Source organism: Calidifontimicrobium sp. SYSU G02091, assembly GCF_022631395.1.
Taxonomy (GTDB): domain Bacteria; phylum Pseudomonadota; class Gammaproteobacteria; order Burkholderiales; family Burkholderiaceae_C; genus Calidifontimicrobium; species Calidifontimicrobium sediminis.
Window position 1 is genome coordinate 19,635 of sequence record NZ_JALBGB010000026.1, and the last position, 26,432, is coordinate 46,066.

19 protein-coding genes are annotated in these 26,432 nt (G+C 71.5%); 12 read left to right on the top strand and 7 right to left on the bottom strand.

Going from position 1 to position 26,432, the window contains the following annotated elements; all coding sequences use genetic code 11:
• Positions 1 to 39 precede the first annotated feature (39 nt).
• Positions 40 to 855: a creatininase family protein gene (locus tag MOJ79_RS14710; RefSeq protein WP_241924824.1), complete on the bottom strand. Its 816-nt coding sequence runs from the start codon at positions 853 to 855 to the stop codon at positions 40 to 42.
• A gap of 62 nt (positions 856 to 917) precedes the next feature.
• Here MOJ79_RS14710 and MOJ79_RS14715 point away from each other — a divergent pair, with 62 nt between their 5' ends.
• Complete coding sequence (locus tag MOJ79_RS14715; RefSeq protein ID WP_241924825.1) at positions 918 to 2,813, top strand: potassium transporter Kup; 1,896 nt, start codon at positions 918 to 920, stop codon at positions 2,811 to 2,813.
• A gap of 97 nt (positions 2,814 to 2,910) precedes the next feature.
• Here the strand turns inward: MOJ79_RS14715 and MOJ79_RS14720 are convergent, their stop codons facing one another.
• Positions 2,911 to 5,019, bottom strand: a complete 2,109-nt coding sequence (locus tag MOJ79_RS14720) for a carboxypeptidase-like regulatory domain-containing protein (RefSeq protein ID WP_241924826.1) — start codon at positions 5,017 to 5,019, stop codon at positions 2,911 to 2,913.
• A gap of 179 nt (positions 5,020 to 5,198) precedes the next feature.
• Positions 5,199 to 6,041: a helix-turn-helix transcriptional regulator gene (locus MOJ79_RS14725; protein WP_241924827.1), complete on the bottom strand. Its 843-nt coding sequence runs from the start codon at positions 6,039 to 6,041 to the stop codon at positions 5,199 to 5,201.
• 207 nt (positions 6,042 to 6,248) lie between these two features.
• Here MOJ79_RS14725 and MOJ79_RS14730 point away from each other — a divergent pair, with 207 nt between their 5' ends.
• Together MOJ79_RS14730 and MOJ79_RS14735 are read left to right on the top strand one after the other, a co-directional pair.
• Positions 6,249 to 6,908: a LuxR C-terminal-related transcriptional regulator gene (locus MOJ79_RS14730; RefSeq protein ID WP_241924828.1), complete on the top strand. Its 660-nt coding sequence runs from the start codon at positions 6,249 to 6,251 to the stop codon at positions 6,906 to 6,908.
• Positions 6,909 to 6,918: 10 nt separating this feature from the next.
• Positions 6,919 to 8,751 carry an ATP-binding response regulator gene (locus tag MOJ79_RS14735; RefSeq protein WP_241924829.1) on the top strand — a complete coding sequence of 611 codons (1,833 nt, stop codon included), beginning with the start codon at positions 6,919 to 6,921 and terminating at the stop codon, positions 8,749 to 8,751.
• Here the strand turns inward: MOJ79_RS14735 and MOJ79_RS14740 are convergent.
• The 3 genes from MOJ79_RS14740 to MOJ79_RS14750 are packed head-to-tail and all read right to left on the bottom strand — an operon-like array spanning position 8,700 to position 14,484.
• Entirely contained in the window at positions 8,700 to 9,869 is a 1,170-nt protein-coding gene (locus MOJ79_RS14740) for an alkaline phosphatase D family protein (protein WP_241924830.1), read from the bottom strand. The genes MOJ79_RS14735 and MOJ79_RS14740 overlap by 52 nt on opposite strands.
• A 50-nt stretch (positions 9,870 to 9,919) precedes the next feature.
• The gene (locus MOJ79_RS14745; protein WP_241924831.1) at positions 9,920 to 10,444 is read right to left on the bottom strand and encodes a hypothetical protein; all 525 of its coding nucleotides are present in this window, start codon (positions 10,442 to 10,444) and stop codon (positions 9,920 to 9,922) included.
• Positions 10,445 to 10,455: 11 nt separating this feature from the next.
• Complete coding sequence (locus MOJ79_RS14750; protein WP_241924832.1) at positions 10,456 to 14,484, bottom strand: GMC oxidoreductase; 4,029 nt, start codon at positions 14,482 to 14,484, stop codon at positions 10,456 to 10,458.
• A gap of 378 nt (positions 14,485 to 14,862) precedes the next feature.
• On the opposite strand from MOJ79_RS14750, the gene gshB reads away from it, so the two are divergent.
• The 8 genes from gshB to ahpF all read left to right on the top strand — a co-directional run bounded on the left by gshB (position 14,863) and on the right by ahpF (position 24,748).
• A complete protein-coding gene (gene gshB, locus MOJ79_RS14755; RefSeq protein ID WP_241924844.1) occupies positions 14,863 to 15,816 on the top strand; it encodes a glutathione synthase in 954 nt (317 codons plus the stop codon).
• Positions 15,817 to 16,084: 268 nt separating this feature from the next.
• Positions 16,085 to 16,894, top strand: coding sequence for a PEP-CTERM sorting domain-containing protein (locus MOJ79_RS14760; RefSeq protein WP_241924833.1), 810 nt, complete (start codon positions 16,085 to 16,087; stop codon positions 16,892 to 16,894).
• A complete protein-coding gene (locus MOJ79_RS14765; protein ID WP_241924834.1) occupies positions 16,891 to 17,313 on the top strand; it encodes a hypothetical protein in 423 nt (140 codons plus the stop codon). The genes MOJ79_RS14760 and MOJ79_RS14765 overlap by 4 nt, the downstream gene beginning before the upstream one ends.
• Positions 17,306 to 18,568, top strand: a complete 1,263-nt coding sequence (locus tag MOJ79_RS14770; RefSeq protein WP_241924835.1) for a glycosyltransferase — start codon at positions 17,306 to 17,308, stop codon at positions 18,566 to 18,568. The genes MOJ79_RS14765 and MOJ79_RS14770 overlap by 8 nt, the downstream gene beginning before the upstream one ends.
• Positions 18,565 to 20,268 (top strand): hypothetical protein, encoded by a 1,704-nt coding sequence (locus tag MOJ79_RS14775; protein WP_241924836.1) that lies wholly within the window; start codon positions 18,565 to 18,567, stop codon positions 20,266 to 20,268. The genes MOJ79_RS14770 and MOJ79_RS14775 overlap by 4 nt, the downstream gene beginning before the upstream one ends.
• Positions 20,269 to 20,299: 31 nt before the next feature.
• The gene (locus MOJ79_RS14780; RefSeq protein ID WP_241924837.1) at positions 20,300 to 22,171 is read left to right on the top strand and encodes an ATP-binding cassette domain-containing protein; all 1,872 of its coding nucleotides are present in this window, start codon (positions 20,300 to 20,302) and stop codon (positions 22,169 to 22,171) included.
• Positions 22,172 to 22,388: 217 nt separating this feature from the next.
• Entirely contained in the window at positions 22,389 to 22,952 is a 564-nt protein-coding gene (gene ahpC, locus MOJ79_RS14785) for an alkyl hydroperoxide reductase subunit C (protein WP_241924838.1), read from the top strand.
• 221 nt (positions 22,953 to 23,173) lie between these two features.
• Positions 23,174 to 24,748 carry an alkyl hydroperoxide reductase subunit F gene (ahpF, locus tag MOJ79_RS14790; RefSeq protein WP_241924839.1) on the top strand — a complete coding sequence of 525 codons (1,575 nt, stop codon included), beginning with the start codon at positions 23,174 to 23,176 and terminating at the stop codon, positions 24,746 to 24,748.
• Positions 24,749 to 24,763: 15 nt separating this feature from the next.
• Here ahpF and MOJ79_RS14795 read toward each other — a convergent pair whose 3' ends face one another.
• The gene (locus MOJ79_RS14795) at positions 24,764 to 25,507 is read right to left on the bottom strand and encodes a hypothetical protein (protein WP_241924840.1); all 744 of its coding nucleotides are present in this window, start codon (positions 25,505 to 25,507) and stop codon (positions 24,764 to 24,766) included.
• A 274-nt stretch (positions 25,508 to 25,781) separates the two neighbouring features.
• Between MOJ79_RS14795 and MOJ79_RS14800 the strand changes: the two genes are divergently transcribed.
• Positions 25,782 to 26,345: a hypothetical protein gene (locus tag MOJ79_RS14800; RefSeq protein WP_241924841.1), complete on the top strand. Its 564-nt coding sequence runs from the start codon at positions 25,782 to 25,784 to the stop codon at positions 26,343 to 26,345.
• Positions 26,346 to 26,432: the final 87 nt, after the last annotated feature.

A 26,432-nucleotide genomic window follows, 5' to 3' on the forward strand; every position in this document is an offset into this window, starting at 1 on the left:
GGGCCCGCGGTCGGTTGACCGGCGGCGGCCGGAGGCGACTCAATCCCGCGCCGCGACGAGGGGCCGCTGGCGTGCCTGCCGGATCGCGTCGACGGTCGCTGCGACGATGGCCTCGGCGCCGAGCTGCCCCAGCGCCGCCGTCGCGGCGCGCGGGTCGCCCGAGACGCCGACCGCCGCGCCCTGTGCGGCGGCGGCACCGAGCTGGTCGGGGCGCACCAGCGACGGGTCGAGGGCCAGCGCGAGCGCCGTGTCGGCGGCGCCGGCGTGCCCGCCGATCTGCGCCGGCGTCAGGCCGTGCTCGCGCAGCGTGCGCGCGAACGCGGTCTGCGCGGTGCGGTAGTAGGCCTCGACGTGGTGCACCCGCACCGGCGTGGCGGCCCACTCACGGTCGAGCCGGCGCGCCAGTGCCGCCAGCAGCGCCTGGTAGTCGCCGTGGTCGCCGATGAGCACGATGTCGACGAAACCGGCGCGCTGCAGGCTGCGCGCGGCCCCTTCGACGACGGCGATGAAGGCTGCTTCCGGCACCGACAGCGTGCCGGCAAAGCGCATGTGGCCCTGCGGCGGGTCGATGCGGCCTTCCGGCACGTAGGGCAGCACCGGGGCGACCAGCGCGTCGCCGAGCCGCGCCACGATGCGGTGCGCCAGCAGCCGCACGCGCACGTTGTGCTTGCCCAGCGCGAGGTGGGGCCCGCCCTGCTCGGTGCCGCCGATCGGCACGATGACGGTCGTGCGCCCGGCACGCACGGCATCGCGCACTTCGGTCCACGTCATCGCCTCGAGCTCGACGCCGGCGGCGCGGCACGCCATGGCCGTCACCAGGCCGAGCACGAAGACGGCGCCACGCACGACGTTCATCAATCCATTGTCTCGCGCACGCGGCGCCGCCGCGGCGCGCAGGCGGCGTGCAGAATGTGTGGATGACCGCTTCCCCGTCGTCTGCGCCATCGCCGGCACGCTTCGGGGCGCTGGCGGGACTGACGCTCGGCGCGCTGGGCGTCGTCTACGGCGACATCGGCACCAGCCCGCTGTACGCGCTGAAGGAGGTGTTCCACGCCGGGCGCGTGCCGGTGACGCCGGAGCACGTGCTCGGTGTGCTGTCGCTCGTCTTCTGGACGATGACGGTCATCGTCTCGATCAAGTACGTGCTGCTGATCCTGCGCGCCGACAACCACGGCGAGGGCGGGCTGATCGCAATGCTCGCGCTGGCCACCAGCGCGGTGGCCGACCGGCCGCGGCTGCGGCGCGCGCTGCTGATGGTCGGCATGTTCGGGACCGCGGTGTTCTACGGCGACGGCGTCATCACGCCGGCGATCTCGGTGCTGTCGGCCGTCGAGGGGCTCGAAGTGGCGGCGCCGGCACTGCACGAATTCGTCGTGCCCGTCACGCTCGTCGTGCTGACGGCGCTGTTCGCGGTGCAGCGCTTCGGCACCGGCGGCATCGGCCGCTTCTTCGGGCCGGTCACGCTGGTGTGGTTCGTCGTGCTGATCGCGCTCGGCGCACCGCAGGTGGCCGACAACCCGTCGGTGCTCGCGGCGCTGAACCCGGCGTACGCGCTGGGCTTCATTGCCGAGGAGCCGCTGGTGGCCTTCGTCGTGCTCGGCGCCGTCGTGCTGACCGTCACCGGGGGCGAGGCGCTGTACGCCGATCTCGGCCACTTCGGCCGGGTGCCGATCCGGCTCGCGTGGTACGGCCTCGTGATGCCGGCGCTCGTGATCAACTACTTCGGCCAGGGCGCGCTGCTGCTCGCGCAGCCGCAGGCGATCGACAACCCGTTCTACCGCCTCGCGCCCGAGTGGGCGCGGCTGCCGCTGGTGTTCCTCGCGACCGCGGCGACCGTGATCGCGTCGCAGGCGCTGATCACGGCGGCGTTCTCGGTGACCAAGCAGGCGGTGCAGATGGGGCTGCTGCCGCGCATGCGGCTGCTGCACACCTCGGTGCGCGAGACGGGGCAGATCTACGTGCCGTTCGTCAACTGGGGCCTGTATGTGCTGATCGTGCTGGCCGTCGTCTTCTTCGGCAGCTCGTCGAGGCTCGCCGCGGCGTACGGCATCGCGGTGACGCTGGACATGACGATCACCACCGTGATGACCTTCTTCGTGCTGCGCTACGGCTGGAAGTACCCGCTGGCGCTGTGCCTCGGTGCGACGGGCGTGTTCTTCGTCATCGACGTCACCTTCTTCGCGTCGAACCTGCTCAAGCTGTTCGCCGGCGGCTGGTTCCCGCTCGTCATCGGCCTGGGCATGTTCACGCTGATGCTGACCTGGCTGCAGGGCCGCGCGCTGATGGCCGAGCGGCTGCGCGACGACGCGATCGACCTGCGCGGCTTCCTCGACGCCGTGTTCGTCTCGCCGCCCGCGCGCGTGCCCGGCACCGCGGTGTTCCTGACCGCCGAGGAGGGGCTGGCGCCGAACGCGCTGATGCACAACCTCAAGCACAACAAGGTGCTGCACGAGTACAACCTGTTCGTCACGGTGCGCCACCACGAGGTGCCGTGGATCGGCTTCGACAAGCGCGTGCAGATGCAGCCGCTCGGCCACGACTGCTGGCAGGTCACGCTGAACTACGGCTTCAAGAACGACCCCGACGTGCCGGCTGCGCTGGCGCTGCTGTGCGACCGCGGCGTGCCGCTCGACGAGATGGACACCAGCTACTTCCTGTCGCGCGACATCGTCGTGCCGACGTTCGCGCGCGGCATGGCACTGTGGCGCGAAAAGCTCTTCGCCGCGATGCACCGCAACGCGGCGCGCGTGGCCGACTTCCTGTCGCTGCCGCCGACGCGCGTCGTCGAGCTGGGGGCCAAGATCCAAATCTGAGAGGCCCGGTGCGGCACGGGCGCCGAGACGCTCGCGAGCGAGCGCGCACGGCGGCGCCCGCGAGGCGCCGCCGTGCGCTCATGAACCGCCGCGCGGCTTACTGGTTCGTCCAGAAGTACGACGCCTGGTACAGCTTGCGGTCGGCGCCGCGGAACTGCAGACCGGCCTCGCGGTACGTCGTGGCGTCGGTGTCGAGCGCGACGATCTCGGGCGTGGTGCAGCGCGGGTTCGGGTTGCTCCCGACCGAGGCCGTCGAGGGCGACAACGCCGTGCCCGATCCGATGCCGCCCCAGTCGTAGGCCGGCGTGACGGTCTGGTCACCGAACGTTTGCGGGCGGAACACCATCAGCCCGCGTTTCCAATAGGGGTTGGTCTCGCTCTCGCTGTTGGTGGCCGTGACTCGGTTCTGGCCGAACAGGTAGCCCCAGCTGACGTAGCCGTCGGCGGGGTTGGTCCAGGCTATCGCCTCATCGAGGCTCGTGAGCGAGCCGGTCTTCGCTCCGGTGGGCTTCAAGTACTGGTCGATGTAGCTTTGCGGCAGCGTCGGCCAGCTCTTGGCCGCGCCGGCAGCGGCCGGCTCGAAGGGCGTCGCGTTGCGCACGACGATCACTTCGTCCGGCGTGGCCGTCGTGTTCGCGAACGTGTAGATCTCGGCGCGGTACGTCGACCAGGCCGGGATGCTGCCGCTGAAAGGCGCGCTGCGCACGTTCTGGTTGGCGGGCGCGGCGGTACTCGCCCAGTTCGACGTTGGCGTCGGCAACGCCAGCGGCGCACCGTCAGGCCGGGCCGCATCGACGATGAAGTCGATGCCGCCGCCGTTGTTCCAGAACTGGACCTGCGACGAGTTGTTGACCGTCAGCAGGCCCTCTTGGTTCGTGATCGGGAAGCGGTCCTCGGTGCCGCAGCGCTGCGACCGGTGCGTGACGACGCCGGCGGCCGGCAGCCCGGGGCCTTTCCAGACGACGGCACGGATGTTCGGCGTGTTCGCATTGGCGCTCGCTGCCGGGTTGAAGTTCAGTCGGATCGTCGCCTCGAGCCGGTCCTGCCGGTAGTAGTTGGACGGATCCTGCGCCGCGAGCGCCGAGTTGACGGCGATGTACCTGTAGAGCCGCATCTCGACACCCATCGCGTACGGCAGCTGGTTGCCGACGTAGTCCCACTGCCCAGCCAACTTTCCGAGCTGCCAGAACGTGGTCAAAGGTCGGCCCGATGCGGTGACGAGCGGCACGTTCATCACGACGCAGCGCTGCGTGTTGCAGGACGGGTGCTGGAACGTCGTGCCGCTGGCGTTCGGCGGCTCGAAGACCGCGGCGATCGTCGGCTGCCCGACCTTGGCGCCCGTGTTGTGCGCGTAACGCAGCAGGTTGGTGCCCACGCGCTCGGCCCAGTTGCCGCCGTCGGCCTTCCAGTCGGGCGGCGCGAAGCTGCACGCCGGCGAGACGCTCGTGACCTCGTTGTTCGCGTCCAGCGTGACGCGTTGCGCCAGCGGCAGGGCCAGGCAGTCTTCGATCTTCTTCGCCAGCGCGAGCATTTCAACGGGTGTCGGCAGATCCGTCGTCGGCACGCTCGCTGGCAGCGTGGGCGCGTTCGCGGGGTCGCTCAGCTGCTGCGCCGTCAGCACCGCCGGAGGCGGTGGGCCGCTGTCGTCGTCGAGTGCCGCCGTCAAGTTGGTGATCGTCACGCCGGTGGCCGCGACCTGGACCTGCACCTGGTCGAGTACCGCGTCGATGCCGGTGCCGTCCGCGACGAAGGGCGTCGTCAGGGGGTCGAATCCGGTGCCGAGTGCTGCGTCGAACGCCGGGTTCGAGCGCAGCGTGTTGACCACCAGCGCCGTCGCGTTGCCAACGTCTGCCGCGGCGACGGCAGCGAGCGTGCCCGGGCTGGCCAGCGCGTCGACGTCGCCGGCCGGGGCGACGAGCGCGGCGATCGCCGTCGTCAGCGGTGTGACGTTGACGGTCAGATCGGTGCCTGCCGATAGCGTCGGCACGACGGCGACCACGCGCACGGGTTCGCCATGGACCGCGCCGCGGGCCGTCACGAGCAGCGGCGGGCGCTGCGACGACACGTCGATCGCGTAATTGCCGCTGGCGTCGGCCGTGCCGGTGACGTCGGGCGTCGTCGGATCGGCGTCGCTGACGGTGATCAGGGCGCCGGGCACGGCGGCGCCGACCGCGACCGTTCCCTCGATCGACGTCGTCGGGACCACGGTCGGTGCGTCGTCACCGCCACCGCTGCCGCACGCTTGCAGGGCCAGCGCAAGCGCACCGGCCGCGGTCAACGAAGTCACGAGCCGCCATGGCGCCGATCGCCAGGGACATGAGACTGAAGAGCTCATCGGGTATCTCCTCGGGTTGAGAAGGTCTGCGGGACCACGCGCACAGACCTTCAGGGGACCGCGACTCCTCGTGGCAAAGCGTGGGCCGGAGTCGTTGGCGGTGTTGGCGTCGGTCCCGCGGGGAACGACGCGCTGACGGTCGCATGGATGGGGTGTCGCCACGCCCGGGGGGCGTTGCCGGTGGTGCGTCCTGTCGCGAGGGTGCGGGCGATGTCTGGATCGGTCCCGTGCAGCGGCGGCAGGCGCGCGAGCGACTCGATCAGGGCGCGAATCGTGGGGCACCCCGTCTTCGCGCGTACCGCGCGGATCTGCGTGCGCACCGTCGACGCGGCGACGCCCTGTAGCGCGGCGATCTCGCGGGGACGGTGACCCTCGCACAGGCGCCACAGCACCTCCGATTCGGCGGCCGTCAGTGCACAGTCCTGCGCAAACAGCCGCACCGCGAGCCGGCTCGCCGGCCGGGGCCGCGGCAGCAGGCACACCCACGACGCCCGGCCGCCATGCCGCTCGAGCGCCTGCAGCACGAGGTGACCCGCTTCGGCGCACGCGCCCAGCCGCATCAGGATGGCGCCGCCGTGCTCGACGGCGTGCGTCATGGCGCGCCTGAGCTGCTGCCGGTCCGCCTCCCGACGTGCGGTGAGCCGACCGGCCTGCAATGCGAGAACCGGGTGATCGCTCAGTGCCTCGAGTGCCGCGGCGTTGGCCAGCCCCACGACCCCCTCGTCGCCAAGCCACAGCGCGCCCACGTCGATGCGGTCGAACAACCACCGCGCCAGCGCCTGGGTGAGATCCGTCGACGTCGCCGCAGTGGCCGTGGCGGCCGGTGCCCCGTCGGCGCCGTCGCGGACGCTGCCGCCTGTGGCTCGATCGTCTGCGCGCTCGTGCAAAGTCATCGCCGGTGTCTCCCTCTGGCGAAGCGGGCGGGGTTCGTCCGCGTGTCGACACTGCGGAAGGTAGGTCTCCGACGTAAGGGCGTCGCCCGCCTTGCGGCGGATGGGGGTGTCCTTCGTTCGCATGACCCCCGGCGGCCTCGCCTCCAGTAGAGTCGAGGGGCATGCCGTGTCGCATCCACCTTGGGGCGACACGCCGACCGGGGGTCCATGGCGATGCGCGTGCTTCTGGTGGACAACGACAGGCTGCTGCTCGACGCGCTGAGGCTGGCGATCGAAGCCAGGCACCGCGACCTCGATGTCGACGTGGCGGCCGACGAGGCCACGGCCCTAGATCTGGCGGTGCAGTGGCAGCCACAGCTGGTGCTGCTCGACTGGTGGCTCGGCGCTGATGCGGCGGCACGCTGCTTCACCGCGCTGCGTAACGTCTGCCCGCACGCGCGCATCGTCGTGATGTCCGGCGACGACAGCACCTGCGTCGTCGCGCAGGCGCTCGAGCTGGGCGCGTGCGGCTTCCTGCGCAAGAACGCCGCCAGCTTCGACTCGATGCGCGAAGCGATCGACATCGTGATGCACGGCGGCATCTACCTGCCGGGGCATCTTCCGGTGGCCGCGTCGCCGTCGCCGTCGGTGCGCCCTCCATGGCGCGGACGCGACCTCGCCGAGTGCTTCCCACAGTTGACGCCGCGGCAGCTCGCGGTGCTGCGCGTGCTGCTGCGCGGCGCCAGCGACAAGGTCATCGCGCGCCAGCTCGACATCGGCGTGGCGACGGTCAAGACTCACGTGGCCGAGCTGTACCGGCGGCTGGGGGTCAACGGTCGTGCCGAGGCGGTGTCGCTTGCCGCACGCCAGGGCGCGCGCATCGACTAGCACGGGTCGCGTGGCGACGACGGTTCCCACACTCGCCGATCGCATCGCCGGTCAGCGCGTCGCGAGCATCGCCCGCGAGGTGCAGCGCGCAGGCCTGCCGATCCTGGCCGCCAATGCGCTGCTGGCCTGGCTCGTCGGGCGGCACGACCTGTGGGGACCGGCGCTCGCGTGGTGGGCGACGATGGAAGCCGTGCAGCATGCCCGGCGGCGCGTCGTGCGCGAGATGGCACGCCACGACGTCGGATCGGCGCAGGACGGCCTGCGGCGCCTCGTGCGCTGGTCGGTGGGGATCGGCGTCGTGCGTGCCGTCGTCGTCGCCCTCGCGTTCTGGATCGGCGACGCCGAGACCGAGATCTTGGTCACGATGGTCGTACTCGGCCTCGCGGCGGGCGCCGTGGCCACGTGCGGCGGCGAGCCGCGGGTCATGCTGGCCTGGGGGCTGCCCGCGCTCGGCGCCGTCGTCGTCGGCTGGGCGGCCCAAGGAACCTGGGAAGGGCTGCTCATCGCGGCACTGACGGCTTATCTGCTGCGTGTGCTCGCGGGCTACGTGCGCGAGCTCGGCGCGCAGAGCGAGGCGCTGCTGTCGTATGCCAGCGAGCTCGAGCAGGAGCGCGATCGCGTCCGTGCCGCCAATGCCGCGCTCGAGCGCGCCGGCGAGGCGTTGCGCGCCGAGCGCGACCGCGTCACCGAAGCCAGTGCCGCGAAGACACGCGTGCTGGCGTCGGTCAGCCACGACCTGCGCCAGCCGCTGTTCGCGCTGAGCTTGAACGCCTCGGCGCTCGGCGACGTCGTGCGTCGCATCGACGATTCGTACCTCGAGCGCATCGAGTCGGGCATGCGGCGCAGCCTCGTCCAATGCCGCGGCCTGCTCGACCAGCTGGTCGATTTCTCGCGGCTGGAAGCCGGTCAGGTCGACGTGCGCCGGCAGGCCATCGAGCTCGGCCCCTTCGTCGCGGCCATCGCCCCGCCGTTCGAGGCCGCAGCGCGCGACGCCGGTCTCGCGTGGCGCCTGGACACCGGCGTCGCGCGGGCCGAGGCTTGGACCGACCCGGTCCTGCTCGAGCGCATCGTCGGCAATCTGGTCGGCAACGCGATCAAGTTCACGTCGCGGGGCGAGGTCGGCGTGCGCGTCCTGCCGCCGGCTGCGCCGGCGGGGCGTGCACGGCTGCTCGTCTACGACACCGGTTGCGGCATCCCGCGCGCCGAGCACGAGCGGGTGTTCGAGGAGTTCTATCAGCTCGACAATCCGTCGCGTGATCGCGCGCGCGGTTTGGGGCTGGGGCTTTCGATCGTCCAACGTCTGGCGCAGCTGCTCGACATCGACGTCGCGCTCGACAGCGACGTCGGCCGCGGCTGTCGCTTCACGCTGTCGCTGCCGCCGGCGGTGGGGCCATCGCCCGGGATGCCATCCGGTGCGGCCGTTCCGGCTGCGAGCGATGGCGACGGTGCGTCCGTGCTCGTGATCGACGACGATCCCGCGTTGCTCGACGACATGACGACGCTGCTGGTGGGGCGCGGCTGGGCCGTGCACACCGCGCGTGACGTCGCACAGGCGCTGCGGGTGCTTCGCGATGGCGTGAGGCCCGACGTCGTCGTGACCGACTTCCGCCTGGCCGCCGGCGTGACCGGCGCCGACGCCGTGCGCGCGGTGCGCCAGGCGATGGCCGTCGAGGTGCCTGCGCTGATCGTCACCGGTGACACCGCGCCCGATCGCATCGTCGACGCGGTGGCGACGGGGCTGCCCGTGCTGCACAAGCCGCTGGATGGCGACGAGCTCGCGCTCGCCTTGCGTCAGGCGGTGCTCGAGCGCACGCCGAAGCCGGCCGGCGACATCAGCGGGTAGCTTGCAGGGGGATACGCCGCGTGCCACACCACGCGCGGGCGCGGTGCCGGTACCGCAGCGCTGCGCCGTGGGGTGAGCTCGACGCTAATGAACCCGTCGCTGTCGATCGGTCCGAACACGGTGGTCAGTGTGCAGCGATAGCGCCGAGGCAAGCCGCAGACGGCTGAACCGAACTCGAAACCGCTCTCGTCGGCGAAGTGCTCGGGACGGCCATTGGCGAACGGGTACGGCGCGTACGCGGCGCCTGCGTGCACCGACCAGAACGCGGCACTGCGCGCCGGATCGTCGGTGCGCTCGACGCGGGCCTCGACGGCACACGCAAGGTGTTCGTCGCCCGACAGGAACAGACAACCCGGCACGCAGAGTTCGGCCAGCGTCGCCAGCAGGTCGTGAAACGACGCCGGGTAGCCGTCCCACGCGTCGCTGCGCAGCGCGCCGCGTGGATGCTGCGCCGTCGTGAGCCGTCGTGGCAGCAGGATCGAGCCGCACAGCACGAGCGGCGTCGAGCCCGACCTCGCCGCTTCGGCGAGCGTATTGGACAGCGCCTGCCATTGCATGTCGCTCATGATGCGGGCGCGCTCGAGGGCCGATGCGGGTTCGCGGCACTCGCGTTCGGTGCGTGTGTCGGCGACGAATACGGGTACGTCACCCAGTCGGTCGGTGAACCACAGCGTGTTCGTTCCGGCCGGGCGGTGGTCCGCGGCCGACGAGCGCAGGTAGGCGTCACGGCCCGTCTGCCTCAGTATGTGCAGTGCGGTGCGGCGCTTCGCGTGTGCCGACGGCTCCCAGTTGTCGTCGATCTCGTGGTCGTCGACGGACCGCAACCAGCGGCCGGGCAGTTTGACTGGCGAGCGGTCGGCATCGGCATAGGCGCTGTCGAGGATCGCGGCGCGCGAGCGCGGTGAACGTCCGTCCTCGTGCGACAGGGGATCGAACAAACCGGCCGTGGCGTCGATGTAGATCCAGTCGCCGGCCCACAGGTAGGCGTCGGGCGTGCCGTGCATGCTTGCCCAGCGTTGCATCGCCTCGCGCGTCGCGTCGGCCGGTCCGGCTGCAGGAGGGCGGTCCGTCAGTGGGTGCTTCCAGCGCAAGGTCGGCACCGGCGTGCGGTCGAGCACGCCCGCGGGGTACTGACAGGCGGCGAGCAGCAGCCGCAGCGGTGTCGTCGTCATGGCCAGGTCAGCAAGGCGGCGGCCAACAGCGCCTTGAATTTCTCACGTTCACCGACTGCCCCGCGGATGGCGGCGTGGAGCGGGGTGTCGTCATCCGAGGATGCTTGGACCGCCGAGCTGGCGGCAGTCACGGGACTGACACCGAATGTCGCCGGTGCAGCCATCCTGTAAAGCGTGTCGTCCGGCCGGTCGCGGAGCAACCACAGCACGAGCGCCGCACCCGGTGAGGGCGGGTCGACCAGGAACTGATCGACCCGGGCCGTCCACAGCCACTGGGTGCCCGTGTATATCCCACGCCCTGCGGCTGCGCCCGGCCGGCGTATCTCCACCGTTCCCACCCAGTCCATGGAGTTCGGCTCGACCGGGTTGCCGACTCCGTCGATCAGCGTCCAGTCGCCGCCCACAGTACGCCGCAGGGGCACCAGCGCCAGCGCCAGCGGCTCCTGGTCGTGCCGTGCGAAGAACTCGCGATCGGCACGTCGATGCAGTGCTTGCGGAATGGCTGCCGTCCAGCGAGTCATGCGCTTGATTCCTACTCGTTGAAAAACGCGACGATCGCACGGCCGACCTCGCTGGTCGCGTCGCCGATGAAGAGGTCCTGGTGACCCGCGCCCTCGACCATCAGACTGCGCCACCGCGTCGCGGGCCAGGTGCCGGCAGCGGCCTGACGGCGCACCTCGAACGCCGTGGCCCAGTGCGCCAGCCCGTTGTCACGGCTGTGCAGCGTGAGGATCGGCATCGGCAGCCGTTCGAGGCCGCCCTGCCGCAGGGCGTGGCGGCGGTATGCCTCGGGGCCGTGGCGCCAGTCGCCGACGAAGCCGTGGCGCGCGAACAGCAGTGTCTGCATCGCGGTGGCGAGGTGGATCTCGCCGAAGAAGTCGTCGATGCGTTCGAGCACCTGTGGTGGTACGCGCCTCGCGTCGAACACGCGGCCGAACAGCGCGTCGAGCCGGTGCCGCGTGCGCACCCACGGCGTGCACTGCCAGAACCGCCGCGGGGGCGGGTTCTCGACATCGAACTCGCTGTCGGGGCCATCGCCGAGATAGGGCAGCGCCGACAGGAAGCGGTCGAACACGTCGACATGGCCCGCTGCACCGGTGCGGCCGATCGGGTAGTCGAGCTGCGGCAGCAGGTGCAGTGCATGGCTGAGCAGGTACGCGCGGAGCATGTTGTCCGACGAGAAGAGCATCGCCGGCGTGATCTGCGACATCACCCAGCGCCGTATGCGTGGCACGACGCGCGCGGCGACGTGCTCCGGGCCGAGTACCGCCATCGCCAGCATCGCCGAGCCCATACAGTGGCTGACGATGTCGATGCGCTCACACGCCGCGGCGCGGCAGACGAACTCGACGGCGGTCGGGATGTCGGCCTCGGCGATCTCCTCGAAGGTCCACGGGTGGCGCGCGGTCGGCATGCCGGCGCTGGTGCGCAGGTCCAGCACCCAGGGTTCGCGCCCGTCGTGCCACAGCGTCTGCGCCAGGCTGGGCGCCAGCGCTTCGTGCGCAAACGTGGTGCCGCTGGCGCTGTAGCCGTGGATCATCAGGACCGGCACGTGTGCGGCGTCGCGCGCCGGCACCGGGTAGCGCGTCAGGCGCAGCAGGCCGCCTTTGGCGTCGCCCGGGTCGAGCTCGAACACCCGTGGTGCTGGCAGGTCCGGCAGCTCACCGGGCAGCCGCTGCGGTTGTCGCAGTGGTGCTCCAGGGGGGGGTGTGTCGGGCTTGCGGAACGACCACAGGTGGATGCTGACGAGCACGCGCAGCAGATACAGCGCGAACGACGCCAGGTCGGCATAGGCCGTCGGCAGGTTCTGCTGCCGCGAGATGCGCAGCAGCGGCTGGCGCAGCATCGCGAAGTACATCGGGTCGACGTCGAGCGCACATCCTGCGTCGAGACGGCACGGGCCGAACGCGTCGACGCGCATGCGCATCAGCTGCCGCCACGGGCTGGCGCGGCGCTCGTAGGCCAGCCGTTTGTGCCCGCGCAGCGTCCACGTGCCAGCGTCCGGGCAGTTCAGGCCGAGATCCCGCAGCTTGCGAGCTGCTACCTCGCCAACGTCGAGCTGCAGTTCGTAGTCGAAGCGCCGCACTTCGCTGGCGCGGGTGAGCAACCCGAGGAAGCCCGCAGCGCCGCCCCCAGGGCCACCGTTCAACCCTTCGACGATCGACTGCCAGGCGTCGCGCGCGCCGCGGTTGCCCCACCAGGCGAGCAGGGTGTGCAGCCGGCGCCGCAGTGTCGTGTCGCCAGGTTCGCGGTGCAGTGCGCGCAGCGTGCCCGCGCGCACCGGCAGAACGAGAAGGGCTTCGTCGTCGTCCGGCTCGACGAGGCGCCCACCGGCGGCGCGCATCCGGTCGCGTTCCTCGAAGTCGTGTACACGAGGAGCGTCGCCAGCACGTGGCGGCAGCGGTGCAAACAGGCGCAGATGGCTGAGCAATGGGTCTGCTTGCACTGGCAGCGTCCACCCGTTGCGAGGTGCGTTGCGGCCGGGCAGCGTGACGGGGGCGTACGCCAGCGACAGCTCGGCGTGGAACCGTCGTCCGTCGAGTGCGACCTCGCCTTTCAGCCGTTCGACGATCTGTACCTCGGTCGCCGAGCTCGTTCGGGCGACGTCGGTGTCGCGCGAGAAGACGGGCCGCATCACGGCGCGGCCGCGGAGGCCTGCGTCCGCTGGTCGCGCGGTGACAGGTGTGCTGCCGGCCAGCCAGCCATCGGCCTGCCACTGGCGGATCACTCCGTCGATCGCACGGTCGGCGAGTACGGCGATCGTGAGCGCCGGGTTGACGCCGAGCGAGCGCGCCACGATCGCGCCGTCGAGTACGTGCAGGCCGGCGTGGACGGCGGTCGGCGGCTGCGCGGGGTCGCCGTCGAAGACGCGGCCGAGGTCGTCGACGACGCCCTTGTCACGTGAGCTGCCCATCGCGCAGCCGCCCAGCGGGTGGACCGTCATGAGCGGACCCTTGCCGGCACCCAAGGCCGCGGCCAGCTGCTGGGGCAACAAGCGCCATACCGGATTGGGCAGCACGCGCCCTCCGATGGAGCGGTCCAGCCGCTGCTGCAGCAGATCCTGACCCTGCTGGACACGCGGGTCGTCACGCGCCTGCGGCCAATCGATGCGCAGCCCGGGGTCGAGCCACAAGTCCGCGTCGATGTCGCGGCCGTCGGTTGGTGGCTCGGGGTGCAGCACGCCGCAGGCCGCATCGTGGGTGAACAGTGCGACGACGGTGCTGCGGCGCTGGCGCGTGCTGTCGACGGCCAGTGGGTCGACGCCGTCGCTGTCGGGAGGGGCCGCTCGGCGCTGGCTGCGGCCGAGGTCGTGCAGCAGCGCGGCCGTGGTGGTCACTTCCTCCATGACGCGCCGCAGCGGGGCCGGCACGGCGAGATCCTGCACGACGCAGCGGCCTCGATCGTCATGCCGGTCGGACGCGAGTTTCAAGGTCGTCGTGATCGTCGGGCCGACACCGCGCTGCGACGGACGCACGCTCTCGTCAGCGGCGGCGTTGAATTCGGCATCGGTGTCGTACAGCGCGGCGAGCACATCGCCGTTGCCCGAGAAGCGCCGGCCGAGCAGTGACGACAGACGCAGACGGTCCGACCGAGAGCGCAGCAGCAGTTCGGTCGAGCCGAGGCTGCCCGCGGCGAGGATCAGTTGGTGCGCGCGCACCGCGAGAGGCGCGGCCATGCGCCGGCGCAGCGCGAGGTCGGTGTGCCACACGTCGACTTCCCAGCCGGGACCGTCCGTCGCGCGTCGCAGCGCGGCCACCGTCGCACCGGCGACGATGCGCACGCCGTGTTGTTGTGCCCGCCGCAGCAGACCCAGGTCCAGCGACACCTTCGCACCATGGTTGCAGCCGCTGAAACAGTCGCCGCAGCCGATGCAGGCGTCGAGCGCGACATCGGCGCACGACGTCTGGCCGGCGGTGGTCGCGATCGTCAAGGGGGCCGGCTGTGCGTCGTTCGCATTGACGAGGCGTCTCATCGCGGCCGGGCGCGCAGGCATCGGCTGACCTGGTGGCGGCCAGGTGTTGGGCTGGCCACCGCTCAGGGCACCGAGCTCCTGGCGCAGCCGGTCGGCGCGGCGCCGCAGGTCGGCGACGTCGATCGTGGGGGGCCAAGCGGGATCGTTCCAGATGTCGTCATCCGGGAACAGCATCACCCCCGCGTTGATCAGCGAGCCGCCACCGACGCCGTTGGCCACGAGCACCGACATGTCGGTACCGATGCGCACGTCGAACAGGCCTTCGAATCGCCCGCGGGCCCGCCCCCCGCGCGGAAGCGTGAAGCGCACGTGGCCGGCGAGATCGGCGAACGTGGACGGAAACGCGCCGCGCAGATACTCCCGGCCGCGCTCCAGCACGGCCACGGTCAGCATCGTGCCATCGGTCCGCCGGCGCCCGGCGAGGCGGTCGGCGGCGACGGCGCCGCCATAGCCGCTGCCGACGATCAGCACGTCGAAGTGGGTGCCATCGCCACGCCGATGTGCGAGTGCGTCGATCTCGCCTTGCAGCACCTCGAGCCCTTCGGACACCCAAGCCGCGGCGCGCGACGGTGTGGGCTCAGCCGCCATGGCCTGCCTCGTGTGCAGCGGTGTGGCCGCGGTCTGTCGGATCGTCGTCCACGCCGCTTCGGTCCTGGATTTGCCTGCGCATGCCGCCTCCCTTGCACCGCGTGGACATTGTTCTCGGCGGTCTGTGTGGGCGAACATCCTTCGAACGCAGGAGCCCGTCGCGTCTGTGTCGTTCGTGCGAAGACCGTTTGCAGGCGGGACGTGCCACCGGTGCAGGGTGGCGCCTGTCGCGCGGCGAAGCCGTCATCCGCCAGGTTGGTATGCGGCCGAGATGCGTCAGCACCTCGCGGCTCTCACCGGCGACGCTTCGCCGAGCGCTGTCGCGCTGGCGGTGCAACACTAGCGCTTGCGCCGATGACGGCGAACTGGATGCCGATCGTGAACCTGCTCTTCGTCGCCGACCCGCTCGAGACCTTCAAGACCACCAAGGACACCACGTTCGCGATGATGCGCGAGGCCGCATCGCGCGGCCACGTGATCTGGGCCTGCGAGCCGGCCGACCTCGTCTGGCGCACCGGCTCGCGCGTCGTGGCGCGGCGCGCGCGCGCGATCACATTGACCGGCGACGCGAAGGTCTGGTTCGACGTCGTGCAGGAGCGCGAGCTGGCGCTGGCCGACGCCGACGTCGTGCTGATGCGCAAGGACCCGCCGTTCGACAGCGAGTACTTCTATGCGACGCACCTGCTCGAGCAGGCCGAGCGCGAGGGCGCGACGGTGGTCAACAAGCCGCGCGCGCTGCGCGACCACCCCGAGAAGCTCGCGGTGATGGAGTTCCCGCAGTTCATCGCGCCGACGCTCGTCACGCGCGACGCGCACGCGATCCGCGCGTTCCACGACGAGCACCGCGACGTGATCCTGAAGCCGCTCGACGGCATGGGCGGCATGGGCATCTTCCGCGTCGGCCCCGACGGACTGAACCTCGGCGCGATCACCGAGACGCTGAACCGCCACGGCGCCGTCACCGTGATGGCGCAGAAGTACCTGCCCGAGATCGTGCATGGCGACAAGCGCGTGATCGTGATCGACGGCGAGCCGATCCCGTTCTGCCTCGCGCGCATCCCGCAGGGCAGCGAGATCCGCGGCAACCTCGCGGTGGGCGGCAAGGGCGTCGCGCAGCCGATCTCGGCGCGCGACCGCGAGATCGCGCTCGGCGTCGGCCGCCTGCTCGCGCAGCGCGGCATCCTCTTCGCCGGGCTCGACGTGATCGGCGAGTGCCTGACCGAGATCAACGTCACGAGCCCGACCGGCTTCCAGGAGATCGCGCAGCAGACCGGCTTCGACGCGGCGAAGGTGTTCGTCGACGCGGTCGAGCGCGTGGCGGGCGCGCGCTGAACACACCGCGGCTTTCGCGGGGCGGGCGGCTCGTCGGGGCTCACCCCGCAGATGCGGGGGGATGGCTGCGCCAACTTGTGCACGTACGCAGCGTTCACGGGTTCGATGGCACCAAGTGCGGTGTGCGCTTGTCCCTAACATCGCGTTCCGCTGCAACAAGTTGTTTCCAGTCGCTGCCGTGTTCCGTCTTTCGAACCCATGCTCCGTTGTTTGGTCCCCCGTCCTGCGAGTTTGGGGCGGGCTGTGTGCACCTCTGGTGTGGTGCGCGTTGGCGGCGGCTTCGCTCGTATCGACCGCGCAGGCCGCCGTGGTCCTCGCGCCGCAGTACGCGGGCAGCTTTGCCACCGGCAGCGGGGCGAGTGCGACATTCCTCCAGATCGACGGCACGTGGCGTGGCAGCACGGTGCTGTGGAACGAGGACGCCCGCAGCTATGGCAGCGGTGCGCCCATCGGCAGCTTCGGCTGGGGTACCGGTCTGTGGGGGCGCGCCGACTTCGACACCGTGCAGCAGGCGTACCTGACTTCGGGTTGCACCGGTCTGCTCGTCAGCTGCTGGGCGGGGCTCGTGCCCGAGATCAACTTCGGCAACGCCATCTACAACGCGGCTTACGACACGACCTGGGGCGAGGCCAGCGCCCTGCCCGGGTCGCTGGGCGACGAGAACTGGACGGCGCATTTCACCGGCTTCATCCGCATCGTCGAGGCCGGTGACTACAACTTCGGCGTGCTCAACGACGACGGCTTCTTTTTCCGGCTGATCGGTGCGGGCGGTGCGGCGCTCGAGATCGGCCGCGACTTCCTGAATCCGCGCGATCGCAACGGCTTCGACGAGGACTTGCAGCTTTCGCCCGGTCTGTACGGCTTCGAATTGGGCATGTGGAACCGCCTCGAGGCCGGCGTCGTCGACTTGCGCTGGATGCGGCCCGGCAGTGACGAATGGATGCTGGTGCCCACCGAGCACCTGCTGCCCGCCGGGGCGGTTCCGGCGCCGGGCACACTCGCGCTGGCCGGTGCCGCTTTCGCCCTGCTCGGCGCTGCGCGGCGCCGCCGTCTCCCGTCGCGCACGCCCGCCGCGTGAGTCCGCCGGACCCCACGCGTCCGGCGGGGCTGCGCTCGCCGCTGCACGCCGTCGGCCATGTCGTGCTCGTCGTGCTCGGGTGGGCCGGCTTCGTCTGGCTGTGGAGCCTCGTCCTCGTGCGGCCGTGGGAATCGGCCGACCTGCGCGGGCTGATCGTCGGCACCCTCGTCGTCGCGCCGACGCTGACGGTGGCGTGGATCGTCCACAACGTCGGCATCTACCGCCGTCGCGGGCCGCGGCGCAGCGTGCCCGCCGTGACGTGGCGCTACGAGCGCGACTACAACGAACGCGAGATCGTCGCCGACTTCGTCGCGCTGCGCGACGCGCGTGCCGTCGTGATCGACGTCGACGGCAGGTGCAAGCGCTTCGTGGCCGTCGACGAGTCGCCGCGCCGCGATCGGGAGCCCGCCGATGCTTGAGTCGGCGCTGCTCGCGATCCAGCACTCGTGGCTGTACGGGCTCGCGCTCGTCTTCTTCGCCGCCTACCCGATCGTGACCAGCCTGATGTGGATCACGACAGCGGTGCTGTACCGGCTGCGCTGGGAGCCGCGCGAGCCGGCGGCGGCCGACGCGCGACGCGAGTGGCCCCTGGTCAGCGTGCTGGTGCCGGCGCACGACGAGCGCGCCGTGATCGCGCGCTCGGTGGCGGCGATGCTGCGCATGGACTATCCGCGGTTCGAGGTCATCGTCGTCGACGACGGCTCGAGCGACGGCACGCTCGACGCGCTCGCGCCGCTGCGCGCCGACCCGCGGCTGCGCCTCGTACGCAAGGAGGTCAACGAAGGCAAGGCGATGGCGCTCAACGACGCGATCCCGCTGGCGCGCGGCGAGATCCTGATGTGCCTCGACGCCGACGCCGAGCCCGACGCGCAGATGCTGCGCCACATCGTGCCGCACTTCGACGCGCCGCGCGTGGCCGCCGTCACCGGCAACCCGCGCGTGCGCAACACCGAGACCTTCCTCGCGCGGCTGCAGGCGATGGAGTTCTCGTCGATCATCAGCCTGCTGCGGCGTGCGCAGCGCATCTGGGGCCGCGTCGTCACGGTCTCGGGGGTCGTCGCCGCGCTGCGGCGCAGCGCGGTGGTCGACGTCGGCGGCTTCAGCCCCGAGATGCCGACCGAGGACATCGAGCTGACGTGGAAGCTGCAGAAGCGCTTCTACGACGTGCGCTACGAGCCGCGCGCGATCTGCTGGATGACGGTGCCGCTGTCGTGGCGGGGGCTGTACCGCCAGCGCCGACGCTGGGCGCGCGGGCTGATGCAGGTGCTGCACAAGCACGCCGACGTGATGCGCCACTGGCGCTACCGGCGGCTGTGGCCGGTGTTCGTCGAGTCGTCGCTGTCGATCCTGTGGGCGGTGTGCTTCGTCGTGCTGAGCGCGATCTGGATCGCGTCGTACGCGCTCGGGCTGCCGCCGGTGGGCGCGTCGCCGATCCCGAACCTGTGGGGCATGACGATCGCGACGATCTGCCTCGCGCAGCTGTTCACCGGCGCCTGGGTCGACCGCCGCTACGACCCCGACATCGTGCGCTTCGTGCCGTATGCCGTGTGGTACCCGCTCGTGTACTGGATGTTCCAGTCGGTGACGACGGTGCTGTCGCTGTCGTACCTGTTCCGTCGCCCGCAGCGCGAGGCGGTGCGCTGGCGCACGGTGCGCGAAGGAGCGGCGTCGTGAGGCGCTGGGTCGTCGGTGCCGTGCTGGCGCTGGCTGCGGTCTGGCCCGTGCTCGCGCAGCCGGCCGACGCGCTCGCGTCGGCGCGAGCGGCTGTCGAGCGTCGCGACTTCGCTGCCGCGTTGCCGCTGTACGAGGCCTTGCTCGCTAAGCGGCCCGACGACGCCGACTTGTGGATCGAGGCCGCGCGCGTTAGCGGCTTCGCTGACCGCAACGCGGAGGCGGCGGCGCGCTATCGCCGCGTGCTCGCGATCGCGCCCGAGCGCCGTGCCGACGTACTGCCGTCGCTCGCGTGGCAGACGCTGTGGGCCGGCGATGCCGCGGCCGCCGCGCCGCTGTTCGAGGCGCTGGCAGCGACCGGCGCCGACCGCGCCGACGCTCTCGACGGCCTGGGCCAGGCGCGCGATGCGCTGCGCGACGCCGACGGCGCGATCGCCGCGTGGCGCGCGTCGCTCGACGTCAAGCCCGGCCAGGCCAACGTCGAGCGTCGCCTCGCGCGGGCGCTGATCTGGGCCGACCGCCACGCCGAGGCCGACGCACTGCTCGCCGCAATGCTCGCGCGCGACCCCACCGACCGCCGCAGCGCGTGGCTGCGCGCGCACGGCTGGAACCTCGCCGGGCGCCACCAGCAAGCGCTGCGCGAGTTCGAGCGCCTTGGCGGCGCCGCGAGCGCCGACGAGCGCGGCGACCTCGCGCGCGCCTGGGCCTGGGCCGGCTTCGAGGACCGGGCGCTGCCGCTGCTCGAGCGCACCGCCGACGCCGACCTCGCCTGGTGGCGCGACCACCGCGTGGCCCGCGAGACGCGGCCCTATGCCTATGGCAGCGTCGAACGCGCGAGCGATGCCGACGACCTCGACGTCACCGCGGCCGTCACCGGCTTCGGCTGGCGGCCCGCCGCCGGCGCGACGGCCGAGCTGCGCCTGCGCCGCGTCGAGCTCGACGCGCCCGCCGACGCGGCGCATGGCCGCGAGTTGCAGGCGCTGTGGCGCGTGCGGCTCGGCGAGCCCGGGGCGGGCCACGGTGTCTGGTGGCCGTCGCTGGCGCTGCGCGCGAGCGACTGGGGCGGCTGGACGCCGTGGAGCGGCCACGCGCGCGTGACCTGGCTGCCGCGCGACGGCTGGCGGCTCGACGCCGAGGCGGCGCGCGAGCTCGTCGAGACGCCGCAGGCGATCGCCGAGCGCGTGCACGTCGACGCGCTGTCGCTGGGCGTCGACCACCGGCCGCACCCGCGCGCGACGCTGTCGCTGAGCGTCGCGTCGCTGCGCTTCGACGACGGCAATGCGCGCCAGCGCCTCAACGCCCGCGCGCAGTGGCTGCTGGCGTCGCATCCGCGCTGGACGGTCGGCGCCGAGGCGATGGCCTTCGACAGTTCGCGCCCGACCAGTGCCACCGTGCCCGCGCGCGGCTACTGGAACCCCGAGAGCTACCGCGAGGCGCGCCTGTTCACGGCCGTCGAGGTCGAGCAGCGGCTGTGGGACTTCGCGCTGCGCCTGGGGCTGGGCACGGCGACCGAGGTCGACGGCGACGGCAACCGGTCGCACGCGCAGCCGCACCAGTGGGAGCTCGTGGCCGGCTGGGATCTGGGCGCCTCGGCGCGCGCACGACTGTCCGTCGGCGGCGCGGGCAGCGGCTTCGGCCTGGGCGGCGGCGGCAGCGGCTACTGGCGGCGCCATCTGTCGCTCGGCCTGCACGCCTGGTTCTGAGCGCCGGGCCGGCGGCGGCCACAATGCCGCTATGGCCGTCCTGTCGCTCACCAACGCCCACCTCGCCTTCGGCCACGTGCCGCTGCTCGACGGCACCGGCTTCGCGCTCGAGGCCGGCGAGCGGCTCGGGCTGATCGGACGCAACGGCGCCGGCAAGTCGTCGCTGCTGAAGATCGCGGCCGGCCTCGAGAAGCCCGACGACGGGCTGCTGCAGGTCACGCAGGGGCTGCGCATCCGCTACGTGCCGCAGGAGCCGGCGTTCGACGACGACGCCACCGTGTTCGACGCGGTCGCCGACGGCGTGGCCGAGGCGCGCGAACTGCGTGCGACCTACGAGGCGCACCCGAGCGGCGTCGACCTCGACGCGCTGCAGACGCGCATCGAGGCGCTCGACGCGTGGAACTGGGAGACGCGCGTGGCCACGACGCTGCAGCGCCTCGCGCTCGACGGCACGCGCCGCATCGGCGAGCTGTCGGGCGGCACGAAGAAGCGCGTCGCGCTCGCGCAGGCGCTCGTCGCGCTGCCCGACGTGCTGCTGCTCGACGAGCCGACGAACCACCTCGACCTCGACGCGATCGCGTGGCTCGAGGACCTGCTGCGCGAGTTCCGCGGCAGCGTGATCGTCGTGACGCACGACCGCGCGTTCCTCGACGCCGTGTGCACGCGCATCCTCGAGCTCGACCGCGGCCGGCTGCGCAGCTACCCGGGCAACTTCGCCGCCTACGAACGCGCGAAGGAGCAGGAGCTCGCCGCCGAGGCGCTCGCCCACGCGCGCGCCGACAAGCTGCTCGCGCAGGAAGAGGCGTGGATCCGCCAGGGCGTCGAGGCGCGGCGCACGCGCAGCGTCGCGCGCGTGCAGCGCCTGCAGCAGCTGCGCGCGCAGCGCGCGGCGCGGCGCGAGGCGCTCGGGCAGGTGCGGCTCGACGTCGACGCCGGCACGAGGAGCGGGCGCATCGTCGCCGAGCTGACCGACGTCACGATGCGCTTCGGCGACAAGACGGTCGTCGACCGCTTCAGCGCGACGATCCTGCGCGGCGACAAGGTCGGCCTGATCGGCCCCAACGGCGCCGGCAAGACGACGCTGCTCAAGCTGATCCTCGGCGAACTGGCGCCGACCTCGGGCACGGTGCGCCGCGGCACGAAGCTGCAGGTGGCGTACTTCGACCAGATGCGAAGCGGCTTGGACCTGGACGCGACGCTGGCCGACACGATCAGCCCCGGCAGCGAGTGGATCGACAGCGGCGGCGGGCGCAAGCACGTGATGAGCTACCTCGGCGACTTCCTGTTCGCGCCCGAGCGCGCGCACGTGCCGGTGAGGACGCTGTCGGGCGGCGAGCGCAACCGGCTGCTGCTCGCGCGCCTGTTCGCGCTGCCGGCCAACGTGCTCGTGCTCGACGAGCCGACGAACGACCTCGACATCGATACGCTCGAGCTGCTCGAGCAGCTGCTGCAGGACTACACGGGCACCGTGTTCCTCGTCAGCCACGACCGGCGTTTCCTCGACAACGTCGTCACGAGCACGATCGCATACGAAGGCGACGGGCGCTGGCGCGAGTACGAGGGCGGCTACGAGGACTGGCAGCGGCAGCGCGCGCGCAGCGCGGCTGCCACGGCACCCCGGCCGACGCCCAAGCCCGCGGCGGCGAGCCCGGCGCCGGTTCCCCCGCCCGTGGCACAGAAGCCACGCAAGCTCGGCTTCAAGGAACAGCGCGAGCTCGACGAACTGCCGGCGCGCATCGAAGCGCTCGAAGCCGAGCAGAAAGCGATCGCCGAGCGGCTGGCGAGCACCGACCTGTACACGTGCGAGCCGCAGGCCGTGTCGGGGCTGCAGGCGCGTTACGCGCAGATCGACGACGAGCTGACGGCGGCGCTGGAGCGTTGGGAGGCGCTCGCGTCGCGCTGAGCCCGCGGGACTGCGCCGCAGGGATCCCGACGATCCATCGCGCTCGTAGAGAGAGCGAGCGCCCACATCGTTTTGGGGCGGAGGCCTTACGGCAGCTTGATTTGTCTGATCTATTGCGCCGATTTGATCAATCAATCCCGAAAATGCTGCACCGCACCTAATATTTCGGCTGTCAGTTCCTGTTTCTCCATCAACCTTGTCTATCGAGAGGTACACGATGTCGCTGATCAACACCCAAGTCCAGCCGTTCAAGACCACCGCGTTCCACAACGGCAAGTTCGTCGAGGTGACCGACGAGTCGCTGAAGGGCAAGTGGTCCGTCCTCGTCTTCATGCCGGCGGCGTTCACGTTCAACTGCCCGACCGAGGTCGAGGATGCGGCCGACCACTACGCCGAGTTCAAGGACCTCGGCGCCGAGGTCTACGTCATCACGACCGACACGCACTTCTCGCACAAGGTCTGGCACGAGACGAGCCCAGCGGTGGGCAAGGCGCGCTTCCCGCTGGTCGGCGACCCGACGCACAAGCTCACGCGCATGTTCGGCGTGCACATCGAGGAAGAAGGCCTGTCGCTGCGTGGCACCTTCATCGTGAACCCGGAGGGCGTCATCAAGACCGCCGAGATCCACGACAACGCGATCGCGCGCGACATGAAGGAAACGCTGCGCAAGCTCAAGGCCGCGCAGTACGTCGCGAAGAACCCCGGCCAGGTCTGCCCGGCCAAGTGGAACGAAGGCGCGGCGACGCTGACGCCGTCGCTCGACCTCGTCGGCAAGATCTGATCGGGTCTCCGACGCGCTTCGCGCGCCCCCCCTCGAGGGGGGGCGCCGCCAGCAGACCGGCACAGCCGGATCCGCGGCGGCCGCTGGAGAGGCGACGGGCGGTCGATGCCGCCCCGTCGTCTGACTGAACGACTGAACCTTCGGGTCCGGTCGTCAAGGCCACGCTGGGCCTTGGCGAGCGGGCCGGGAACACCTCGCCCTCACGTTTGCAGGAGATCGCCATGCTCGACGCCGCCATCCGGATCCAGCTCAAGACCTACCTCGAGCGCATCACGCAGCCGGTCGAACTCGTCGCATCGCTCGACGACCGCCCCGAGTCGGCGCAGATGCGCGAGCTGCTCGAAGAGATCGCCGCGCAGAGCGACAAGGTCAGCGCGCGCTTCGACGGCACGGCCGAGCGCCGGCCGTCGTTCCAGGTCACGCGCGCCGGCGAAGACATGGGCGTGCGCTTCGCGGCGATCCCGATGGGCCACGAGTTCACGTCGCTCGTGCTCGCGCTGCTGCAAGCCGGGGGCCACCCGCCGAAAGTCGACGCCGAGGTGATCGAGCAGATCCGTGCGCTGCGCCCCGACGACGGCGGCGACCTCGTGTTCGAGACGTGGATGAGCCTGACCTGCCACAACTGCCCCGACGTCGTGCAGGCGCTCAACTTGATGGCGGTGCTCAACCCGCGCGTGCGCCACGTCGCGATCGACGGCGGCCTGTTCCGTCAGGAGGTCGAGCAGCGCCAGATCATGGCCGTGCCGACCGTGTTCCTCAACGGCCAGCCGTTCGGCTCGGGCCGCATGGAGCTCGCCGAGATCCTCGCGAAGGTCGACACCGGCGCGGCGGCGCGCGACGCCGCCAGGCTCGGCGCGAAGGCGCCGTTCGACGTGCTGATCGTCGGCGGCGGCCCGGCCGGCGCGGCGGCGGCGGTCTACGCCGCACGCAAGGGCATCCGCACCGGGCTCGTCGCCGAGCGCTTCGGCGGCCAGACGCTCGACACGCTGGGCATCGAGAATTTCGTCTCGGTGCCGTACACCGAAGGGCCCAAGTTCGCCGCCGCGCTCGAGGCGCACGTGCGTGCCTACGACGTCGACGTCATGAACGGCCAGCGGGTGGCCGCGCTCGAGCCCGCTGCGCAGCCCGGCGGCCTGGCGACCGTGCGGCTGGCCAACGGCGCCGAGCTGAAGGGGCGCACCGTGATCCTCGCCACCGGCGCGCGCTGGCGCAGCCTCGGCGTGCCCGGCGAAGAGCAGTACAAGACCAAGGGCGTGGCGTACTGCCCGCACTGCGACGGGCCGCTGTTCAAGGGCAAGAAGGTGGCCGTGGTCGGCGGCGGCAACTCCGGCGTCGAGGCGGCGATCGACCTGGCCGGCGTTGTGCAGCACGTGACGCTGCTCGAGTTCGCCGACCAGCTCAAGGCCGACGCGGTGCTCGTGGCCAAGCTCAAGAGCCTGCCCAACGTCACGATCCACGTCAACGCACAGACGACCGAGATCACCGGCGACGGCCAGAAGGTCGACGGGCTGATCTACAAGGACCGCGCGAGCGGCATCGAGCACCGCATCGAACTCGCCGGCGTGTTCGTGCAAATCGGCCTGGTGCCCAACACCGAGTGGCTCAAGGGCACGGTCGAGCTCAGCCGCTGGGGCGAGATCGTCGTCGACGCGAAAGGCGCGACCAGTGCACCCGGCATCTTCGCCGCCGGCGACGCGACGACGGTGCCGTACAAGCAGATCATCATCGCCGCCGGCGACGGCGCGAAGGCGGCGCTCGCTGCGTTCGACCACCTGATCCGCACGCCGGCACGCTGAGGTGCCGCGCGGCGCTCACAGCGCGCCGAACCAGCTGTCGCTCGCGGCCGGATGGCTGCGGCTGACGATCAGCGCGCCGTGCAGGTACAGCGCGTTGAGCAGGCGCTGCGCGCGTTCGCGGTCGAGGCCGGGGAAGTCGGCCAGTCGCCGCAGGTTGACGGTCTCCATCTGCAGCCGCCGCACGGCGACCTGCACGACGGCCGACAGCCCGAGCCCGCGCAGGTCGACCCCCGGCGAGACGCGGTAGGCCAGCGGCCCGGCGATTTCGGGCAGCAGCGTCGGGCGCGCGCCGCGCAGCGCCAGCGCCCACGTCAACGGCAGCAGTGGGTGGAAGTGCTCGCGCCGCCCGGCCAGCGGGTGGCTCGGCGCACCGCGCGACGCCATTGGCGCCGGCTCGACGAGCATCACCTGCAGCTTACTCAGCCGCAGCGACAGCACCTCGGCCAGCGGCAGCGGGCAGTGGAACTGCCGCTCGCGCGGATACAGCGTCAGCGGCAGCACGCGCGCGCCGGCCTGCACGTGGATCGCCAGCGCGTGGCCGTGGCGCAGCCCGGCGGCGACGACTTCGAGCAGCTCGGCCGCGCGGCCTGCCGCTTCGAAGCGCACCAGGTCCTGCCACAACGACGGGCTCAGCGACGCCAGCCCCGAGTGCGTCGGCGGCAGGTCGCGCACGGCGGCGACGTCGTCGACGTAGCGCTGGAACGCGCTGACGCTGACCAGATCGGGTCGACCCAGCGGCAACGTCGATTCGAAGTCCAAGCGCTCCTCCCGGCGGCGCGCGTCGGCAGCCGAGGCGTCGCGTGCCGCGCGCATCGTACGCCAGGCGGGTGTTCGCGACGTGACGCGCGTCACCTCGGCGCGCGTGCGGCGCGCTGCTCCGGCCCGTCGAACGCCGCGTGCTCGATGCGTGGTGTCGACGCGTCGGCGCGAGGCTCATCCCCGCACAGTCCCGCGTGGGCGCGCTACATTCGCGGCGGCTGCAACTGCAGTCGCAGACGCACACACACACTCACACACGACGAAGGACACACGTATGGCAACGACGAGAGCGAAGAAGTCCGAGATGGCCCAGGCGGCCGACAACCTGGCGCAGGCCGCGCACCACGTGGGCGAGGCCGTGACCCAGAAACTCGATCAGGTGGGCGCCGCGGCGTCGGCCGAGCTCGGCAAGGCGAAGAAGGCCGCGCTGAAGAAGCGCGACCAGGCCAAGCGCAAGCTCGACGCGATGCTCAAGAAGGCTGAGGCGCGCGTGAAGAAGGCGATGGCCGAGGCCGAGAAGTCGGTGCGCGCGGCGATGCGCAAGGGCGAGCAGAAGGTCAAGGCGGCACAGAAGAAGCTGGCCGCCGCGCAGGCCACGGCGCAGCGCAAGGCCAAGGCCGCCGCGAAGGCGGTCGAGAAGGAAGCCGCGACGCTGAAGAAGGCGGCGGCCACGAAGCTCGCGACGGCGAAGAAGACCGCGGCCAAGAAGGCGCCGGCCAAGAAGGCGCCGGCGAAGAAGGCCACCGCGAAGAAGGCGGTCGCGCGCAAGGCGGCTGTGAAGGCGCCGGCGAAGAAGGCGGTCGCGCGCAAGGCGCCGGCGAAGAAGGTCGCGGCCTGAGAGCGTGAGAGTTTTTCGTCCGCTGCCCTCGTGCTGGCATGTCTCTGGCTTGCTGTTGGGCATGAGCGATCCGACGCACCAAGACAG

Coding starts and splice junctions, on each gene's coding strand:
- MOJ79_RS14710 (WP_241924824.1), bottom strand. CDS start 855: ATGAACGTCGTGCGTGGCGCCGTCTTCGTGCTCGGCCTGGTGACGGCC.
- MOJ79_RS14715 (WP_241924825.1), top strand. CDS start 918: ATGACCGCTTCCCCGTCGTCTGCGCCATCGCCGGCACGCTTCGGGGCG.
- MOJ79_RS14725 (WP_241924827.1), bottom strand. CDS start 6,041: ATGACTTTGCACGAGCGCGCAGACGATCGAGCCACAGGCGGCAGCGTC.
- MOJ79_RS14730 (WP_241924828.1), top strand. CDS start 6,249: ATGGCGATGCGCGTGCTTCTGGTGGACAACGACAGGCTGCTGCTCGAC.
- MOJ79_RS14745 (WP_241924831.1), bottom strand. CDS start 10,444: ATGACTCGCTGGACGGCAGCCATTCCGCAAGCACTGCATCGACGTGCC.
- MOJ79_RS14750 (WP_241924832.1), bottom strand. CDS start 14,484: ATGGCGGCTGAGCCCACACCGTCGCGCGCCGCGGCTTGGGTGTCCGAA.
- MOJ79_RS14770 (WP_241924835.1), top strand. CDS start 17,306: ATGCTTGAGTCGGCGCTGCTCGCGATCCAGCACTCGTGGCTGTACGGG.
- MOJ79_RS14780 (WP_241924837.1), top strand. CDS start 20,300: ATGGCCGTCCTGTCGCTCACCAACGCCCACCTCGCCTTCGGCCACGTG.
- ahpC (WP_241924838.1), top strand. CDS start 22,389: ATGTCGCTGATCAACACCCAAGTCCAGCCGTTCAAGACCACCGCGTTC.
- ahpF (WP_241924839.1), top strand. CDS start 23,174: ATGCTCGACGCCGCCATCCGGATCCAGCTCAAGACCTACCTCGAGCGC.
- MOJ79_RS14800 (WP_241924841.1), top strand. CDS start 25,782: ATGGCAACGACGAGAGCGAAGAAGTCCGAGATGGCCCAGGCGGCCGAC.